17 protein-coding genes are annotated in these 18,527 nt (G+C 42.8%); 10 read left to right on the top strand and 7 right to left on the bottom strand.

The genetic code is table 11. The features are described from left to right. Positions 1-120: 120 nt before the first annotated feature. Both RCZ04_RS12030 and RCZ04_RS12025 read left to right on the top strand, forming a co-directional pair. Positions 121-867, top strand: coding sequence for an MgtC/SapB family protein (locus RCZ04_RS12030; protein WP_460486278.1), 747 nt, complete (start codon positions 121-123; stop codon positions 865-867). A 12-nt stretch (positions 868-879) separates the two neighbouring features. Beyond that, the gene (locus RCZ04_RS12025; protein WP_460486277.1) at positions 880-1,932 is read left to right on the top strand and encodes an NAD(P)/FAD-dependent oxidoreductase; all 1,053 of its coding nucleotides are present in this window, start codon (positions 880-882) and stop codon (positions 1,930-1,932) included. A gap of 60 nt (positions 1,933-1,992) precedes the next feature. Here the strand turns inward: RCZ04_RS12025 and purD are convergent, their stop codons facing one another. From purD to RCZ04_RS11990, 7 genes are all read right to left on the bottom strand, one after another. Then, a complete protein-coding gene (gene purD / locus RCZ04_RS12020) occupies positions 1,993-3,264 on the bottom strand; it encodes a phosphoribosylamine--glycine ligase (RefSeq protein ID WP_460486276.1) in 1,272 nt (423 codons plus the stop codon). 33 nt (positions 3,265-3,297) lie between these two features. After that, positions 3,298-4,068 carry an NAD(+) synthase gene (gene nadE, locus RCZ04_RS12015; protein ID WP_460486275.1) on the bottom strand — a complete coding sequence of 257 codons (771 nt, stop codon included), beginning with the start codon at positions 4,066-4,068 and terminating at the stop codon, positions 3,298-3,300. Between the two features lie 75 nt (positions 4,069-4,143). Further along, positions 4,144-4,821, bottom strand: coding sequence for a JAB domain-containing protein (radC, locus tag RCZ04_RS12010; protein WP_460486274.1), 678 nt, complete (start codon positions 4,819-4,821; stop codon positions 4,144-4,146). Between the two features lie 28 nt (positions 4,822-4,849). After that, the gene (locus RCZ04_RS12005) at positions 4,850-5,650 is read right to left on the bottom strand and encodes a hypothetical protein (protein WP_460486273.1); all 801 of its coding nucleotides are present in this window, start codon (positions 5,648-5,650) and stop codon (positions 4,850-4,852) included. Between the two features lie 36 nt (positions 5,651-5,686). Further along, entirely contained in the window at positions 5,687-6,658 is a 972-nt protein-coding gene (locus RCZ04_RS12000; RefSeq protein WP_460486272.1) for a bile acid:sodium symporter family protein, read from the bottom strand. A gap of 275 nt (positions 6,659-6,933) precedes the next feature. Next, a complete protein-coding gene (locus RCZ04_RS11995; RefSeq protein ID WP_460486271.1) occupies positions 6,934-8,142 on the bottom strand; it encodes a dicarboxylate/amino acid:cation symporter in 1,209 nt (402 codons plus the stop codon). 13 nt (positions 8,143-8,155) lie between these two features. Further along, complete coding sequence (locus RCZ04_RS11990; RefSeq protein WP_460486270.1) at positions 8,156-8,899, bottom strand: Fic family protein; 744 nt, start codon at positions 8,897-8,899, stop codon at positions 8,156-8,158. A 289-nt stretch (positions 8,900-9,188) separates the two neighbouring features. On the opposite strand from RCZ04_RS11990, the gene atpD reads away from it, so the two are divergent. From atpD to RCZ04_RS11950, 8 genes are all read left to right on the top strand, one after another. Further along, complete coding sequence (atpD, locus tag RCZ04_RS11985) at positions 9,189-10,715, top strand: F0F1 ATP synthase subunit beta (RefSeq protein ID WP_460486269.1); 1,527 nt, start codon at positions 9,189-9,191, stop codon at positions 10,713-10,715. A gap of 60 nt (positions 10,716-10,775) precedes the next feature. Beyond that, complete coding sequence (locus RCZ04_RS11980) at positions 10,776-11,012, top strand: F0F1 ATP synthase subunit epsilon (protein WP_460486268.1); 237 nt, start codon at positions 10,776-10,778, stop codon at positions 11,010-11,012. Between the two features lie 180 nt (positions 11,013-11,192). After that, positions 11,193-12,008 (top strand): DUF2262 domain-containing protein, encoded by an 816-nt coding sequence (locus RCZ04_RS11975; protein ID WP_460486267.1) that lies wholly within the window; start codon positions 11,193-11,195, stop codon positions 12,006-12,008. A gap of 25 nt (positions 12,009-12,033) precedes the next feature. Next, complete coding sequence (gene dnaG, locus RCZ04_RS11970; RefSeq protein WP_460486266.1) at positions 12,034-14,007, top strand: DNA primase; 1,974 nt, start codon at positions 12,034-12,036, stop codon at positions 14,005-14,007. 304 nt (positions 14,008-14,311) lie between these two features. Continuing rightward, positions 14,312-15,082, top strand: a complete 771-nt coding sequence (locus RCZ04_RS11965) for a threonine/serine exporter family protein (protein WP_460486265.1) — start codon at positions 14,312-14,314, stop codon at positions 15,080-15,082. After that, positions 15,069-15,650, top strand: a complete 582-nt coding sequence (locus RCZ04_RS11960; protein ID WP_460486264.1) for a threonine/serine exporter family protein — start codon at positions 15,069-15,071, stop codon at positions 15,648-15,650. Before RCZ04_RS11965 ends, RCZ04_RS11960 begins: the two co-directional genes overlap by 14 nt. A gap of 28 nt (positions 15,651-15,678) precedes the next feature. Beyond that, positions 15,679-16,404, top strand: a complete 726-nt coding sequence (locus RCZ04_RS11955) for a YggS family pyridoxal phosphate enzyme (RefSeq protein ID WP_460486263.1) — start codon at positions 15,679-15,681, stop codon at positions 16,402-16,404. Between the two features lie 401 nt (positions 16,405-16,805). Continuing rightward, positions 16,806-18,098, top strand: a complete 1,293-nt coding sequence (locus tag RCZ04_RS11950; RefSeq protein ID WP_460486262.1) for an MFS transporter — start codon at positions 16,806-16,808, stop codon at positions 18,096-18,098. Positions 18,099-18,527 lie beyond the last annotated feature (429 nt).

The following is an 18,527-nucleotide window of genomic DNA, read 5'->3' as shown; positions in this document are numbered from 1 at the left end:
AACCTTTTTTAGGACAGGACAATGATTAAAGGGTTAATAACAATTTTTGGATTAAAAATGGAAAGGGGCTGGCTGGGGATTCTCAGAGAGTCCCTTTACGGCTGATTATATGATTAGATTATGAACGAACTTTTAAGCGATTTTTCGAGTACACACTTTGTGGGAGAGCTCTCCTTTGGAGTGGTGTGCTTCCGGTTGTTTTTGGCAATAATATTTGGCGGATTGGTAGGTTTTGAGCGAGAGCGCAAACACAAGCCCGCAGGCTTTCGCACGTATATACTTGTGTGCTTTGGCGCTGCGGTAGTATCGATGATTCAAGACCAATTACGGGTTAGTATTATTGACTTTAACGTACATTTTCCTGAAGCGGCAGCTCTTTTGAAAACCGATTTAGGTAGATTAGGTGCGCAGGTGATAAGCGGGATAGGTTTTTTGGGGGCTGGTAGTATCATTAAAGAGCGCGGTGAGAGTATTGCGGGAATGACCACGGCGGCAGGTATCTGGGCTACAGGTTGCGTAGGCTTAGGTATTGGCTGGGGTTTTTACAACATTGCTGTAGTAGCGATCATCTTTATGCTTATCATTATGATATTCCTCAAAAGAGTGGAATCACACCTTATCAAGAAGAATTTTGTAGGCGTTTTTCAGGTTACTTATGAAGAAGAAGAGCTCAATATGGCTGAAACGATAGAAATGTGTTCAGCTATCTTCCGCCGTAAGGCAATGAGCATAACTAAAGTAGAAAAAGACCCCGAAAATCACACATTGGTCTTTACGATTGCTACGGCTGATTTCTTAAGTATGGGCAGCGTGGTGAGTTTACTTTCGGCTAAAGAAGGGATTGCGACGGTTTCGCAAATACAGTAAGAGCACATCGGTATGTACGATTTTATTATTATAGGCGGGGGCTTGGCGGGCGTTACTTTTGCTAACTTTTTGGAAAAACACGGCAAGAGTTTTTGTTTGATAGCCGACCGCTCACAGGTGGCCAGTTTGATTGCGGGGGGAGTGTATAATCCGGTAGTTTTAAAACGATTTACACCCATATGGCGAGCCGAAGAAGTGATGCGTATTGCTGAGCCGTTTTATGCCGAAATAGAATCTAAAACGGGGAGTTCTTTTCATACATCAATGCCTGTGCTCCGGAAGTTTGCTTCGGTAGAAGAGCAGAACAACTGGTTTACGGCTGCTGACCAGCCTTTGCTTTCGGGTTACCTCAGCACTGTGTTAGTACCCGAAACCAATTGCGCAGTGCCCGCTCCTTTTCTTTTTGGAAAAGTAATGCGTACGGGGAGAGTGGAAGTGAAAAAGTACTTATCGGAATGTCTCAGGCGTTGGCAGGAAGAAGGGGTTTACCACGCTAAAACTTTCGATTATGAAGCCCTTGAGATTTGCGATACGCACGTGGCATATCGGGGGGTGGAAGCACGCAACATTGTGTTTTGTGAGGGCTGTGGCATTAGTAAGAACCCCTATTTTAAGAACTTGCCAATGCGCCCTTGTAAGGGAGAGACCCTTACTTTTTACGCTCCTGATTTGCAGTTGCACACCATCCTAAAAAGTGATGGTAGTATCATTCCGTTAGGCGGAGACACTTATATTATGGGAGCAACTTATGACCCTGAAGACCTTACGGATACTATTACGGAGGGGGCTCGGACAGAACTATTGGAGAAACTGCACAAGATGGTGCGTTGTTCTTTTGAAATTATCTCACACCAAGCGGCTTTGCGCCCCACGGTAGCTGATAGGAGACCTTTAGTAGGAAACCACCCATTGTATCCTCATCTGTGGGTGCTGAACGGTTTAGGGACAAGGGGAGTGCTGAATGCACCTTTCTGTGCTAAGACACTTTATGAAGCGGTGTACGAAGAGAAAGAGATTCCTAAAGAGATGAACATAGCGCGTTTTACTAAACGACTTAGAAGATAAAAAATAGGGAAGAGTTGCAGAACACAACTCTTCCCTATTTTTTCTTAATGCTTAGCTCATTTAAAGGTCTTTGCCGATATCTTTTCGGTAGTAAGCACCTTCAAAGTGTATCTTACTGATGTTGTCGTAAGAGCGTTGTAAAGCTTCTTTGAAATCATCACCAAGGGAAGTAACGGCGAGTACCCGACCGCCAGCGGTGAGGAGTTTGCTGTCTTTCAAAGCCGTGCCTGCGTGATATACGGTACTACCTGTAGCTTTTTCAGTGCCTGTGATGAGCTTTCCTTTTTCGTAGTCCTCAGGATATCCACCCGATACCATTACTACGGTAGTAGCGCTTTGGGGCGTTACTTTGAGTTCTTGTGAAGCTAAAGTGCCGTTGTAAAGGGACTGGAACAGGGGTATAAGGTCGCTTTCTATACGAGGGAGCACAGCTTCAGTTTCGGGGTCTCCCATACGCACATTGTATTCTATCACGTAAGGCTCGTCGTTCACTTTTATAAGTCCGATAAAGACAAAGCCTTTATATACGATCCCTTCTTTATTAAGTCCTGCAATCGTAGGTTTTACGATGCGCTCTTCAATCTTGTGCATAAAGGTTGCATCGGCGAAAGGCACGGGTGATACGGCACCCATACCGCCCGTGTTGAGCCCTGTATCGCCTTCGCCTATGCGCTTATAGTCCTTGGCGGTAGGTAATATCTTATAGTCTACCCCATCGGTGAGGACAAAGCAACTGAGCTCAATACCTTTTAGGAATTCTTCAATCACGACCTTAGTGCTTGCTTTCCCAAATTTTTCGTCGATGAGCATACGGCGCAATTCGGCTTGGGCTTGTTTTAAATTATCTAAGATAACGACTCCTTTACCAGCAGCCAAACCATCGGCTTTCAGTACATAAGGAGCTTTCATCGTAGCGAGAAATGCACAACCTTCGTCCACTGTTGCCTTAGTAAAACTCGCATATTTAGCAGTGGGGATATGATGGCGTACCATAAACTCTTTAGCGAACTCCTTGCTACCTTCGAGGGTAGCACCTTGTTGTGAGGGACCTATCACTTGCACGTGGGCGAGGGCAGAATCATTAGCAAAGAAATCGTACACTCCTTGTACTAAAGGGGCTTCGGGACCTACTACTACCATTGCTATTTGCTTTTCAAGTACAAAGGCTTTCAGTGCAGGGAAGTCAGTAGGGCTGATAGCTACATTAGTAGCTACCGTGTGAGTACCCCCGTTACCAGGAGCGATATAAAGCGTGTCGCATAACGGACTTTGTTGTAGTTTTACGGCAAAGGCGTGTTCGCGACCGCCAGAGCCTAAAATAAGGATATTCATTTTATCAATTTGTCGATTAAATAGCGTGACTACTCATTTGCTAATTTTGCAAAACGGTATGGGTTGCATTTTGTGTTGGTTTGCTCTGTTCAATCGGGTGTAAATCTCGAATACTTCGCGCTGGCGACCGCTAAATGCTTCGGCGGTATGCCCCGCTTCGGTTTGGAGCATTGCCCATTCGAGTTCATCGTACGAGGCTTTAAGCTGGTCTTCATCGGAGCGGTCGTCGCCAAATAGTCCATCGGAAGGTTTGGCTTTGAGAATGCTTTGCGGGATTTGCAAGTATTCACCCAGTTTGTACACTTCACTCTTCATCAGGTCGGCTATGGGACTTATATCTACCCCACCGTCGCCGTATTTGGTAAAGAACCCTACCCCGAAATCTTCAATCTTATTACCCGTACCTACTACAATGTAGCCTTCGAGACCTGCAAAATAGTAAAGGGTGGTCATACGCAGGCGCGCACGAGTGTTGGCAAGTGCCATTTCGTAAGTAGTTTTATCAGTAGGTGGTATTTGTGCCACAAATTGGTCGAATACAGGAGTGAGGTCTACGCGCAAGCTGCTCACGTTAGGGAAGTTGTTTTTGAGGAAAGCGATGTGCTCTTCTGCTCTGCTGACGTGGCTTTCAGCTTGGTGAATGGGCATTTCCAGGCAGAGCGTAGGTAAGCCCGTGCGCGCACAAAGGGTAGAAACCACAGCGGAATCTACACCCCCTGATACACCAATGACTAAGCCTTTTACACGAGCGTTTTCAGCGTAAGATTTTATCCAGTTAGTAATTTGAGAAGCTATTTTTTCCATTATATTGAAGCGTTTAACTCTTATGGCGACAAAGATACTACATAATTACCAAACCAGCAAATTTATTATCCTGCGTTAGAAAAGCCTTTCGTCTAAAAGACTCAAATACTCTTTCTCGGTAACGATTACGTGGTCTAAGAGTTTGATATCCAACATATCTCCGGCTGTTTTTACTCTCTGTGTGAGTTCGATATCCTCTTTGCTGGGAGTGGTGCTACCCGAAGGGTGGTTGTGCACTAATATCAACGCAACAGCGCCTTGCTCTAAGGCTGTTTTGAAAAGCAACCGCACATCTACAGTAGTATGGGTAATCCCTCCTGAAAAAAGCCGGCTTTTGTGAATTACGCGGTTAGCACTGTTAAGGTAGAGTACCCAAAACTCCTCGTGGGGCAACTCGCCAATAAGCGGTTGCATAAGGGTAAAAACATTGTGTGCCTTATCTATCTTAGGTTGCAGTTCAGGCGTTTCAGCAGCGCGTCGCCTACCCATTTCAGTAGCAGCGAGAATAGTAATCGCTTTAGCTTGCCCAACGCCTTTAAATTCTTGCAGTTGTTGTAAGCTCTGTTTGCCTAAAGCCGTCAGACTGTTATTCACCGAAGACAAAATGCGCCTACTTAGTTCTACGGCGCTCTCTTCTGCCGACCCCGAGCCTAATAGTATCGCCAAAAGCTCGGCATTGCTCAAGGCTGCTTTCCCTTGGGCAATCATCTTTTCTCGCGGTTTATCAGTATCCGCCCAGTTTTTAATGGTCATAATTTAGTTGTTAAGGCTTAGGGTGATTCTAATAATACTCTATGATTCTCTTTGTTGTCTTTTTCAGCTCGCCATTTTCATATTCCTTCACTACAGTAGCACTGCCTTGAGCATCGTATTCATATTCATAAGTAGTGGTGATTGTATAAGTCGAAGAATCAGAATAACTATGATAGATGTATTCTTCTTTTTCTATATACCCCCTATTGTTGTACGTGTCAGTAGTTGTTAAGTGTGGCTTCTCTTCTCCCTTCTCGTAATACAACCCTTTAGCTATTCGCCCTTTTTTATTATACGTTAGTATAGCATTCTCGTTTCTTGTACCATTTTCATTGTACGTTACGCTTTTTAGCTCCGCCTTTCCCTTGCTATGTTCATAAGTGTAGTTTACTACAATTCTCTCTTTTTTTATTTCATCAATATCTGTTCGGGTAAGTGCCAAGCCTTCTGGAGTTAGCTCAATTTTGCTTCGATACATCACATTCCCTTGACTATCATAAACTGTCGAACTCACTTCATTATCAGTGTGAGTAACATACATACTTTTAAACACTTGTTCAGACTCGTCATCATCATCTGAAGGTTCGTTTAAACGAACCACTTCCGTATTACGCCCTTTTTCGTCAAAAACATATAGTATCGAATCTGCCGCTTTGGCTTCCTCTTCAAAATAAACTCTATCAACGTTCCCTTGATAATAAATTCGCTCTGTCATCTGTTTCACTTTGCCGTGCAATTGGTTTAACTCTATGTCTGTAGGAGCTATAATGCGTTTTTTACAGCCCACAAAGACTACTAAAGTCATTAAAATGATTACTATTCTTCTCATATGTATGTTAGTTTGTTACGTGTTACCTTTTGTCTTTTATCTTTTGCCTAATCTGTTCGCCAGCCAGCTTACATAGAACAGCTGAAAACTATGGTATAACATTATCGGTAAGAGAAATAGCACTTTGTTATCGTCAGGAATGCCTAATACCATCATAAATAAACTCCCGTGTACCAACGACTTTTTAGAGCCGCAAAAGGTAGTGGTAATCGTATCTTCACGGTTGAAGTGCAAACGGTGCGACACCCATTGCAAAAGGTAATATACAATGAAAAACATACCCACCACCGCTACCGCAATAATCGCAAAAGTAATCGGCGGTACACTGCCAAAGATGCGGTTTACAAAAGCTGTCGAAAAACTCTCGTATACAATCAGCAAAATAATGAGCCTATCAAACTTCCCTATCAGTTTGCCATAACGCTCTATAAACTTCTTGCACAGCGGATTAAGCAAGAGCCCTAACACTATCGGCAAAAGCACTTTTAGCAATAATTGCTGAATAATCGCCCCTTGGTCTACCTCACTGCCACTTTCCATAAAAGGTTGCATCAGCATAGGGGTAGCAAAGATGCCTATCAACCCCGAAATAGAAGCATTAAAAATCGCCGAAGGCACGTTCCCTTTAGCGATAGAAACCATCACTACCGATGACGATACGGTAGACGGCAAACACGCCAAAAAGTATATCGAAAGCCACAACACATAAAACTCACTGCCCTGTGCGAGCTTGTAAAAAGGTATTACCAACAGCGGAAATAGCACAAAAGTAGCCATTTGCACCAGCAAGTGTAGCTTCCAATTCTTGATATCATTCAGCACTTCACGCAAGTTCAGCTTCAGCCCGTAAAGCAAGAAGATAATCACAATCCCCCAATCAATAAATGTCCCTAAATTAAAATAGGCATTATAACTATCTTTATAAGGAATAAGATAGCCCATAAGCACCATTAGTACCAAGAGCCATAAAAACGCATTTTTAGTAAAAATCTTATGTGTACTTGTCATTTTCTTTCGTTTTTTGTTGCAAAATTAATAAATTTTAATTTCTATAAAATTCTGATATTCCAGCACTTATATACCCTTTGTATAACAATCGTCCAAGATTCGTATAAGCATCCTATAAGCTTTGTATAAGCTAAGCATACCCATTTTACCTCTTCTCTTTTGTCTTTTACCTAAAAAAACCCTTCCGAATTCCTCCGTTTTCCTTCCGAAAACCCTAATTCATCTCTTTTGCGTCGCTAATTCCTCCTTTGGAGGGGGGGTAGGGGGGAGGTTATTCATATATCCTTTCCCAAAGTTTTCACCTGCCTGTGCGGCTCGCACCTCGCACCTCGCACCTCGCATTTATCAACTATCAAAGCAACCGCACCATCACCCGTTACATTACAAGCCGTGCCAAAGCTATCCATCGCTATATAAAGCGCAATCATCAATCCCTGTTGCGCTTCATTAAAGCCCAAAATGCTGTTCAGCACCCCAAAAGCAGCCATAATAGCCCCACCAGGTACCCCAGGCGCAGCAATCATCACCACCCCCAGCATCATTATAAAACCAGCAAAGAGCGAAAAATCATAAGGCATTCCTTGAAGCATCATCAGCGCAAGCGCACAAGCCGTAATCTTCATCGTACTGCCCGAAAGGTGAATCGTAGCGCAAAGCGGAATCACAAATCCCGCTATCCGTTGCGAAATACCCAATTTAAGCGCCTGCCGTAGCGTTACAGGAATTGTAGCAGCCGATGATTGCGTACCCAATGCCGTAACATAAGCCGGAAGCATCGTCATCAGCGCCTTAAACGGATTCTTCCGCGCAATAGCTCCCGCAATCAAATATTGGATAATCAGCAAAGCAAAGTGCATCACAAAAAGAATGAGTATCAGCTTAAAAAATACCTTTATAATCTCCATTACCTTCCCACTAAAAGTAATTTCAGCAAAAATACACATAATATACACCGGCAATATCGGTATAATAGCTTTAACAATCAGCCATTTCACAATATCGCCAAACTCCTTAACCACCTCCGTAAGTCTCGATTCTTCTCTGAGCGAGAGTCCAATCCCAATGATAAATGAAAACAACAAAGCACTCATCACATCGGCAAGAGGAGGCATTTCAATAGTAAAATAAGGAGGTAAAGTCCTCCCCGTATCTACAATCGTCCCCAGCTCTTCTCCCCTTAGTAGTGAAGGAAAAACCGATTCGCCCACCAAATAAGTAGAAAAGCCCGAGAAAAGCGTAAAAGCATACGCAATCCCTATGGTAATAAGTAGCAGTTTCCCCGCATTTTTACCCAAATCACTAATCGAAGGCATAATAAGCCCCATCATAATCAGCGGTATTGCAAACTTCAAAAAGTTACTAAACAACACCTGAAAAGTAATAAGTATGCGGTAAAACCATTCAGGTGCATAATAACCCAATGCTATCCCTAAAACAATACCACAAAACACCTTAAACAAAAGATTGTTAAAAATATTTTTCATTTTTTATATATAGTCATTTTACAAATCTTTGCAGATACTCCCATTTCTTTTGTAGAAAGTAATCAGCATATTCCCTGTAATCATTCGTTTCATAAAAAGAGAGCAAAGCCTTACGGTACGTATTGATATCCTCTAAACGAGTCGTGTGGATTGGTATAATATCGTCATTCATCAACACAATACTTTCAATAAGGCGTGAAGTACGTTTATTGCCGTCAATAAAAGGTTGCAAGCGCGCAATATTGCAATGTAAAAACACCGCTCTCTCTAAAGGATTTTCTATTTCAGCCTGTTTTTTCATTATCTGGTCTAAAATTTCTTCTATAAGATGTTCCCCAGTAGGAGGAGTGTAATTCGTTCCAGTAATCCGTACTGCGCGTTTACGGATAATACCCCTCTCGTGGTTGTCTATCAAATCAGCAATCAAGCGGGAATGTAGCTCAAAAAGCAAACGTTTGTTAATCTCTTCGGTATTCCCTTTTTTGATATACTCTATCTCCGAGATAAATGTGTTGTAAAGGTTTTTGAGCATTTTAGCCTCTTCATAGCGTCTGGGAGAAGTAATACCATCTTTCAAGAGAGTTTCTGTCTCTACAAAAGTATAAGTATTCCCTTCTATTTTTCCAGAATAAAACGACCATATGACCGCCAAGTCTTGTATTTCTGAAGAATATAATTCACTTAGTGGCGAAAGATGATTGTGCTCCAAAATACGAGTAGCTAACGCTTGCTGTTCTGCTGTAAAGATGTGTTTCATTTTAGTTTTTAGGTTTAACGTGGCAAATATACAATAATTCCTCCTTCCTTTGCTAAACCAATACTTAAAATTCAATAAGAAAAACAAAATACAAAACTTATCCCCATTGATAATCAGCACTATAAAAACCTACCATAAAATATTTTTCTAAAAAAGAATTACAAAGATTTGTCCCTTTACAAAAAAGTCCCTACATTTGCACGTTCTTAAAAAAATAGAAGAAAAGAAATTAGGTATTAGCAATTAGTAATCTAACTCCTATCTCTTATCTCCTAAAAAAACTAAACAAATGTTACAAAAAGGAAAAGTAGCTCAAGTTATTGGTCCGGTAGTAGACGTAGAGTTCGCATCGGATAAAGAACTGCCTCGCATCTATGACTCTCTCGAAATCAATAGACCCGACGGCACTAAACTCATATTAGAAGTACAATCGCACATAGGCGAAGACGTAGTGCGCGCTATCTCTATGGACTCCACCGAAGGGCTTAGCCGTGATACCGAAGTTATCGCCACAGGTAGCCCTATCAAAATGCCTATAGGCCACGATGTATATGGACGCCTCTTCAACGTAATAGGCGACGGCGTAGATGGGCTCGGTAACCTGCCTAAGGACGGCGACAACGGCTTGCCTATCCACCGTCCTGCCCCTAAGTTCGAAGAACTCTCCACCACCACCGAAGTACTCTTCACCGGTATCAAAGTCATCGACCTTATTGAACCTTATGCCAAAGGAGGTAAAATCGGTCTCTTTGGCGGTGCGGGTGTAGGTAAAACCGTATTGATTCAAGAGCTGATTAACAACATCGCCAAAGGTCACGGCGGTCTCTCAGTATTCGCTGGGGTAGGCGAGCGTACCCGTGAGGGGAATGACCTTCTCCGCGAAATGATTGAATCAGGCATTATTAAATACGGTGATGCTTTTGTGGAATCAATGGAATCAGGTAGCTGGGATTTGAGCAAAGTAGACCGCAATGCCCTTAAAGAATCTAAAGCCACTTTCGTGTTCGGACAAATGAACGAACCTCCTGGAGCGCGTGCGCGTGTGGCACTCTCTGGATTGACGATTGCCGAATACTTCCGCGATGGCGCTGGCGAAGGTCAAGGGAAAGACGTGCTTTTCTTTGTCGATAATATCTTCCGTTTCACCCAAGCAGGTTCTGAAGTATCAGCCTTGTTAGGACGTATGCCATCAGCGGTGGGATACCAACCTACCTTGGCTACCGAAATGGGGGCTATGCAAGAGCGCATCACCTCTACCAAACACGGCTCTATCACCTCAGTACAAGCGGTGTACGTACCTGCCGATGACCTTACCGACCCTGCTCCGGCAACTACCTTTGCCCACCTCGATGCCACTACGGTATTGTCGCGTAAAATCGCCGAGCTCGGTATCTATCCTGCGGTAGACCCGCTCGACTCTACTTCGCGTATCCTTACTCCCGAAATCTTGGGTAAAGAGCACTACGAGTGCGCGCAACGCGTGAAGGAGCTTTTGCAACGCTACAAACAATTGCAAGATATCATCGCTATCCTCGGTATGGAAGAGCTTTCAGAAGACGATAAAATCGCGGTAGCCCGTGCGCGTCGCGTACAGCGTTTCTTGTCTCAACCATTCCACGTAGCTGAACAGTTCACTGGCTTACCTGGTGCTTATGTAGATATTAAGGATACCATCAAAGGCTTTAATATGATTCTCGACGGTGAACTCGATCACCTTCCTGAAGCTGCCTTCAACCTCAAAGGTACGATTGAAGAAGTAATTGAAGCTGGTGAAAAAATGGTGCAAGCTGCACAGGCAGATCTTGCAAGTGCATAGTATTACACTCTTTGACAAAGTCTCCAACTTTGTCAAAGTCTTAAACAGGAAATTAATAAAATGACAGTAGAAATCCTCACTCCTGAAGCCCTTTTGTTTAAAGGTGAAGTAACCGCAGTGAATGCTCCTGGGGCTAAAGGTCCTTTCGTAATATTAGACCACCACGCCCCTATCATATCAATACTCACAGCGGGCGAAATAACCCTCTTTGAGGGTAAAAAAGAGCTTCATCGTTTCACTATTACTGGGGGTACTTTGGAGTGCAATAACAATAAAACCGTAATACTCGCTGATTGAGAGAGTACTAAGATGAAATTTTTTTGTTTTCATTGTAAAAATTTTGAATGTTAATAACCGACTGCTTTGCAACAGTCGGTTATTTGTTTTTGCCATTTTGAAAAGAATGTTATATCTTTGCATTGTCAAATCAATAACTAAATACAACAAAACTTTATTGTCTCTTAACTAAGTGTCTTTATGAACCCACAAACTGTACAAAATTTCTCTAATGAGTTCCTTCCCGAAGAAAAGGAACTTATAGTGCTCATTGAAAGCCCTACCAATGGAGCAACATATTATAATGGCGCTTGGGTGCCTTCTAACAACCCTTTGGCGTATATTGAGGTAGCTACAGGTGAGCTCTTTCAAGACAATATCCGTTTAGAATGGTTGGTATCTGATGAAAGTAATTGGCAGTATTACTTCGCTCCACTGAAAGCTTTCCGCATCAAAGTGCGCCCTAAGAAACCTGAATTATCTCACCCTGAGCAACGTTGCTTTATGTTGGTAGCAGTCTTGGAAGAGAATGTAACCGAACCTCGTTTTGACCCTATTATTGATGAGTACAACACAGAGGTTACTTATGAAGATGAAGATTTTAGTTTAGTACTCGATCGAGAATACGATTGGTTTGAGGGTGAAATCCTCTACACCGATGAAGAAGTGCAGTTCACCGTAGAAACTACCGAGCTAAATGAGCTACAAACTCTCTTAAAATCTTTCAAAAATGCTACTAAGGGTAAATTCGACAAATGGGTAGCAACCCTCAAAACTTTTGCTGCTGAAAAGCTTACTGCCTTAGCTAATAAATGGCAAAAAGAAGAAGATGCCAACACTCTCGATATTACCCCCAAGAGTTTTGCTCAGCGTATGAGTATCACAAGTATCATTCTATTTGAAGACGAGGAGCGTTTCTGTGTCTATTTTGATGATGACGATATGTTCTGGGGGCACGCCATTGCCGTATACGGGAACCTCAACGGAGAGCTCGAAGAGGCTACTATTGAAGGATAACCTTTTACCTCTTACCTAAAAAACAGTGATTTCAAAAAATACCATAGATAAAGTTTACGACCAAATGCGCGTGGAAGAGGTCATCGGCGACTTCGTTCAGCTTAAGCGCGCTGGCTCTAACTACAAAGGGCTGAGCCCGTTCTCTAACGAGCGGACGCCCAGCTTTATGGTCTCACCCGTAAAGCAAATATGGAAGGATTTCAGTAGTGGTAAAGGAGGCAACGCGATTGCCTTCCTAATGGAACACGAACACTTCACTTACCCCGAGGCGATTCGTTACTTAGCTAAAAAATATAACATTGAAATCGAAGAAACCCAACAGTCTTCCGAAGAAAAAGCACAAGCCGATGAGCGCGAGAGCCTCTATATCGTTTCGGAATACGCCCAACAGTATTTTCAAGACACTCTCTTTAATACCGAAGCTGGCAAAGCTATCGGGATGAGTTACTTCAAAGAACGTGGCTTTACCGATGAAACGATACAAAAATTCCGTTTAGGGTTTTCTCCCGATGAGTGGACAGCCTTCACCGATACCGCCCTCGCAAAAGGCTACAAATTAGAGTTTTTGGAAAAAACCGGGCTTACGATTGTCAATGCCGACCGTAAGTTTGACCGTTTCAAAGGCCGCGTGATGTTCCCCATTCACTCAATGAGCGGACGCGTATTGGGCTTTGGTGGTAGGATTCTTACCAACGACAAGAAACAAGCGAAATACCTCAACTCACCCGAAAGCGATATTTACCACAAGAGCAAAGTGCTTTACGGCATTTTCTTCGCCAAACAAGCTATTGCCAAAGCCGATAACTGCTACCTCGTGGAGGGCTATACCGATGTGATTCAAATGCACCAAAAGGGCATTGAGAATGTCGTCGCCTCTAGCGGTACCGCCCTTACAGTCGACCAAATCCGACTCATTCACCGCCTTACACCCAATATCACGGTGTTATACGACGGTGATGCAGCAGGCTTGCGCGCTTCTATTCGCGGGGTCGACCTCATTTTGGAACAGGGAATGAACGTAAAAGTATGCACTTTCCCCGATGGCGATGACCCCGATAGCTTCGCCCGCAAAACGGCTTATGAAGACTTGGTACTCTACCTCGAAAACAACGCTACCGACTTTATCCGTTTCAAGGCTTCTCTCCTGATGCAAGAAGCCCAAAACGACCCTATCAAAAAAGCCGAAACTATTCGGGATATGGTGGAAAGCATCTCCAAAATTCCCGATTTGATCAAGCGAGAAGTGTACGTGCGCGAGTGCGCCAGCATTATGGACATTTCCGAACAAGTGCTCTTCTCCACCTTGGCGCAAATCCTCAAAAAAGACTTTTACGAAGGACAAAAAGTAGAGCGTAAGCAAAAGTCTTCTATGCAGGTAGTGCAAACGCCAGAAGAAGCTCAAAAACGCACAATAAACCGCTTAGAGGTATTAGAGCACGATTTGATAAAAATTCTCCTTTCAAAAGGAAATGAAGACTGTGTTTTTGAAGATACCATTTTAGTTGAAGAGGAAGACGGTAGCTTAAATGAAAAGCAAGTACAGCAAACCTTAAAAGTTTACGAAAAGATTTTTTTGGAATTACAGGAAGACGAAATAGAGTTCGCTAACCCCAACTTTAAACAAATATATGAACAATTAATGACTAAGTTCCAAGAAGATGCCTCCTACGATATGAGTAGGTTTGCAAATGAACTCCCAGTAGAACTTAGTGCTAAGGTGTCCGACCTCGAAATGGAAGATGAGTTTAGACGTTTAGACAATTGGCTAAAACGCGATATTGTAGCAAAAGAAAAAGACAGAGACTTGAACAGAATTATCTCAGATATTATCCTAAATATTCGCTTACTACTGATAATGCATCTCATTAGTAACTTAGCCGAAAAAGTACGTTCTGAAATAACAGATGAAGAGCGCAAAAGCATTATGGAAGAGGTCATAGGATACAACCAACTAAAAACTATATTAGGAAAGCGCTTGAATGTGATAATAAATTATTAAAATAACACCTGTTTGATGTAAGAAAAACTATATTACAGCCTTTGAAAAAATTCAAAGGCTTTCTTTTTGGGCCAAACTCACGCTAATTTTTATTTTTAGTCTATTGTCATTCCTCATTATTTTTGTACTTTTGCACTTTCTAACAAACACTCTAATATTTGCTTTATGCTGCTTGCTATTTGCTTTTGTTTGCAAGAAAGACATTCTTTCAGAAGAAAACGGTAGGAATACCAAAAGCAATTCGTCCGAATAGTCTGACAAGTCCGATAACTAACCCCCTAAGAACTAACGTCTAAAATAATAAATGAAACCCATTGAACGAGCGGCACGTCTATTTGCCGATATCAACGAACTGCTGATCTCCAGCGGTGCTAACACCCGACGCGTAGAGCGCAATGTAGAGCGCATTTCTAACGCCCTAAATTACCATTGCGAAAATTTCTATTCGCACTCCGCAATAGTACTTACTGTGCAAGATAAGACCACAGGCGAGAAAGAAACTATCGTGCGCACCATCCCGCATCACGGGGTGAACTTTAGCGCTATTTCCGATATCAGCATCCTCTCGTGGGAGGCGATTGAAAAACAACTGCCTATTGAAGAAATCGAAGAACAAGTAGCCACTATCAAGGCACGTCCGCACTACAATATGTACGCAATGTGGTTCTTCGTAGCCGTGGCAGGTGGTTCGCTCGCTTATGTGTTTGGTGGCAAAGAAGCGAGCTATGCTGAGTTTGGTATGTCGTTTCTCGCTACCTTTTTAGGTTTAGCAGGGCGTCGCATCTTGCAGTTGCGCAAATTCAATGTGTATATCTGTTGGGGCTGGGCAGCTTTTGTATCGGTAGCCGTGATGAGCATTTTCCGCTTGCTCGGCGTACAAGACTATCACAACGCCTTGGCAGCCTGCGTACTCTGGTTGGTGCCAGGGGTGCCTCTAATCAACGGCTTTATCGATATGCTTTCAGGCTGTATTGTAGCGGGGGTGGCAAAGCTCACTCACTCAGCTATTTTGGTATTTATGATTTCATTAGGTTTCTATTTAGCATTACTCTTGTTTGGTTATGAACTTCTTTAATACATTTTTAGAACTATCTCCCCGTATATTTTGGTCGATGTGGATATCTATCGGCTTTGCTTTGTTGTTTAACACACCACGCCGTGCCTTGTGGATTACAGGCTTGTTAGGCGGCATTGGCTGGGGCATTAAGTTTATGCTCTTAGGTACTATTATGCCTGAGCAAATTGTGATTACTTCCTTTTTAGGCGCTTGTGCCGTGGGGCTTTTGGCGGTGTATTTTGCCCACCGCGTACATACCCCTCCTATTGTGTTCACCATTCCTGCCGTGATCAATATGATTCCAGGGAAGTTCGGTTATGAGTTTATGATGAACATCATCAAGATTGTAACCGTACAAACCCCACAAGATGAAACCTTAGATTTGCTCTTCAAAACCTTCAAACTCGGTTTGCAAACCGGCTTCATCACAATGTGTTTAGCCTTCGGAGTGATTGCGCCAATGCTACTGTTCAACACCTATTCAGTAAAAGGTAAAGACCTAAACGACATCATCAAGCGCCGCCTTTCTCGCAAGAAAACACAAGGAGAGTTGCCTAAGCAGCAAGTCGAGAATGAACCTGTATAGTTAGTCAATTGATAATTGATAGTTAAAAATGGAAAACATATTACAAAATATTGCCTTAATACAGCAACGCATCGCTAAAGCTTGTGCCAAAGCAGGTCGTCAGCCTGAGGAAGTAAAACTTCTTTTAGCTACCAAAACCGTGTCGCCAGAGCGTATCAAAGTAGCCCTCAATGCCGGATATACCCTTATTGCCGAAAACAAGGTGCAAGAGCTCAAAGAGAAGTACGATGCCCTCAAAGATACACCCCATACAAATCACTTCATCGGCCATTTGCAAACGAATAAAATTAAGGAAATCCTGCGCTACGATGTCTCTTGTGTAGAATCAGTAGACCGCTGGGATTTAGCTCAAAAACTGCACAATCGCTTAACAAGTGAAGGCAAGACTATCGATGTCTTTATTCAAGTAAATACTTCTAACGAGGAAAGCAAGTTTGGTGCTGACCCTGCCGATGTGCTCTCCCTTGTAAAACAAGTAGCTACTCTCCCTTCTCTACACATCAAAGGACTAATGACTATTGGTCTTTTTAGCGCCGAAACCGATAAAGTACGCGCCTGCTTTAAGCTCCTCAAACGCCTTCAACAAGAAATCATCGCTCTTAATTTACCAAATGTAGACCCCAAAGAGCTCTCAATGGGAATGAGTGGCGACCTCGAAACCGCTATCGAAGAAGGTGCTACCATCGTGCGTGTAGGCACTGCCATCTTCGGCAAGCGCGTATATCCTGATAGCTACTACTGGAACGAAAAATAGTCGTTAGCCGTTAATGTTCATTCTTTAGCCTTCGGTATCTCTCCGCTGGCGCGAGCTTGTTGCTCGTGTCCCCTTTTACTAATTTCCAAATTTGCTAATTTCTTCCCCTGCCTGTGCGGCTCGCACTGCTTGTGTGGCTCACTCTGCTTGTGTAGCTCGCACCTTCTTCATTTCATCTAAACTACTTTCCTGATTTTTAACTCCTAACACCTAACTCCTAAAATATTTCATAAATAAAACTTAAAAAAAGTCTTCGTTTTTGTTGTGTTTTATATTTTCTTTATTTACTTTTGCCCCATCATTTAATAAATACAGTAGTTAATAGGAAAAATAAGTAATCTCTAACAACTAATTTCTATCTCCTATTTTCTATTTCTTGAAATAATAAATAACTAAAAATAATGGAACACCAAAATCAACAAAACAAAAGTTACGTATTGCCTATTGCAATGATGTTCGCTCTGTTCTTTATGATATCATTCGTAACAGGCTTGCAAAACCCGTTTGGGGTAATTGTTAAAAACCAATTTATGGCAAGTAACCTCGAGTCTCAATTGGGGAACTTAGCCAACTTTATCGCTTATGCCTTTATGGGAATCCCCGCAGGGCTAATGCTACAACGCATCGGCTATAAAAAAACAGCTTTAACGGCTATCGCTGTAGGTTTCTTAGGCGTTTGTGTTACCTTCCTTTCTGGTACTATGGGTAGCTTCGGGGTATACCTCACTGGGGCATTCATCTCTGGCTTCTCTATGTGTATGCTCAACGTAGTGGTAAACCCAATGCTCAACACCCTCGGTGGTGGTGGCAAACGCGGTAACCAACTCTTGCAATTTGGGGGTGCTATCAACTCTATCGGGGCTACTATCGTACCCGTATTGGTAGGGTATCTCATCGGTACTATTAGCGCCGATACTTCTATCGCCGATGCCAACCCTGCCCTCTTCTTAGCAATGGGTATCTTCGCTTTGGCATTTATCGTGCTTGCCCTAATGCAAATACCCGAACCTCACGCTGCTCTAAAACAAAAAGATGTAACCGATAAACACAGCCCGCTTTCTTTCCGTCACTTTATATTAGGAGCAATAGCCATCTTCTTGTATGTAGGTATTGAAGTAGGAATCCCTAACATCGCAAACCTATTTATGACCAGTAGCACAAATATGCACGGCTTAGCAATGGATACCACTATTGCAGGTTCAGTAGTAGGCACCTATTGGTTCTTAATGTTCATCGGTCGTCTCACCGGAGGCTCTTTAGGCTCTGCTTTCTCAAGTAAAGGAATGCTTACCTTTGTCTCTTTATTAGGACTCGTATTCGTGCTCTTGGCAATCGTAATGCCATCAGACCAAATGGTGAATATGCCTGTATTCCAATCTAATATCTCATTTGGCTTTGCCGAAGTGCCTATCAGCATTATGTTCCTTATTCTTTGCGGTTTGTGTACCTCAGTAATGTGGGGAGGCATTTTCAACCTCGCTACCGAAGGCTTAGGTAAATACACCGCAGCCGCTTCAGGTATCTTTATGGTAATGGTGTGTGGTGGTGGTATTTTGCCAGCAATACAAGGTTGGGCAGCCGATGCTTTTGGCTATATCGAAAGCTATTGGGTAATCGTGCTTGCGCTCCTCTTCCTCTTGTACTATGCCCTTGCAGGAAGTAAAAACGTAAATACCGATATCAATGTAGATTAATAATCAAATTTCCCTTATTTAAAAATGAGACTGTTCCTGCTTTTAGCGGGGCAGTCTTTTTTATTTTCTCTCCCAAAAATCCTTTTAACTTCACCAATGGCGTCGTCGGCATTTGTCCAGTAAGTAAATTAGGGGAAGGTTATCAACCTCTATGGTCTTTATCTCTTGCATCCTCTCCATCGTATCTCCCCCTTTGAAGGAAGTCCGCGAGAGCGGAGTAAGTGAATAGGGGAAGGTTTCTCTCACTTTTCCATCGCATCTCCCCCCTTGAGGGAAGTCCGCGCCAGCGGAGTATGTGTATTAGGGGGGATGTTTCTTTCAAAGGATATATTTTTTCCCGTCACCACACTCCCCCTCTCTGAGGGGGCTAGGGGGAGGTTTCCCTCGTCATTCGTCCCTCGTCATTCTGTCATATCCTGAAATAGGTTT

This window comes from Capnocytophaga sp. HP1101 (assembly GCF_054772415.1).
This window is presented reverse-complemented; position numbering and strand designations above follow the sequence as displayed.

Excerpts from the sequence above, each read along its gene's own strand:
- RCZ04_RS12030 (WP_460486278.1), top strand. The coding sequence starts at position 121 with ATGAACGAACTTTTAAGCGATTTTTCGAGTACACACTTTGTGGGAGAG.
- RCZ04_RS12025 (WP_460486277.1), top strand. The coding sequence starts at position 880 with ATGTACGATTTTATTATTATAGGCGGGGGCTTGGCGGGCGTTACTTTT.
- purD (WP_460486276.1), bottom strand. The coding sequence starts at position 3,264 with ATGAATATCCTTATTTTAGGCTCTGGCGGTCGCGAACACGCCTTTGCC.
- nadE (WP_460486275.1), bottom strand. The coding sequence starts at position 4,068 with ATGGAAAAAATAGCTTCTCAAATTACTAACTGGATAAAATCTTACGCT.
- radC (WP_460486274.1), bottom strand. The coding sequence starts at position 4,821 with ATGACCATTAAAAACTGGGCGGATACTGATAAACCGCGAGAAAAGATG.
- RCZ04_RS12005 (WP_460486273.1), bottom strand. The coding sequence starts at position 5,650 with ATGAGAAGAATAGTAATCATTTTAATGACTTTAGTAGTCTTTGTGGGC.
- RCZ04_RS12000 (WP_460486272.1), bottom strand. The coding sequence starts at position 6,658 with ATGACAAGTACACATAAGATTTTTACTAAAAATGCGTTTTTATGGCTC.
- RCZ04_RS11995 (WP_460486271.1), bottom strand. The coding sequence starts at position 8,142 with ATGAAAAATATTTTTAACAATCTTTTGTTTAAGGTGTTTTGTGGTATT.
- RCZ04_RS11990 (WP_460486270.1), bottom strand. The coding sequence starts at position 8,899 with ATGAAACACATCTTTACAGCAGAACAGCAAGCGTTAGCTACTCGTATT.
- atpD (WP_460486269.1), top strand. The coding sequence starts at position 9,189 with ATGTTACAAAAAGGAAAAGTAGCTCAAGTTATTGGTCCGGTAGTAGAC.
- RCZ04_RS11980 (WP_460486268.1), top strand. The coding sequence starts at position 10,776 with ATGACAGTAGAAATCCTCACTCCTGAAGCCCTTTTGTTTAAAGGTGAA.
- RCZ04_RS11975 (WP_460486267.1), top strand. The coding sequence starts at position 11,193 with ATGAACCCACAAACTGTACAAAATTTCTCTAATGAGTTCCTTCCCGAA.
- RCZ04_RS11965 (WP_460486265.1), top strand. The coding sequence starts at position 14,312 with ATGAAACCCATTGAACGAGCGGCACGTCTATTTGCCGATATCAACGAA.
- RCZ04_RS11960 (WP_460486264.1), top strand. The coding sequence starts at position 15,069 with ATGAACTTCTTTAATACATTTTTAGAACTATCTCCCCGTATATTTTGG.
- RCZ04_RS11955 (WP_460486263.1), top strand. The coding sequence starts at position 15,679 with ATGGAAAACATATTACAAAATATTGCCTTAATACAGCAACGCATCGCT.
- RCZ04_RS11950 (WP_460486262.1), top strand. The coding sequence starts at position 16,806 with ATGGAACACCAAAATCAACAAAACAAAAGTTACGTATTGCCTATTGCA.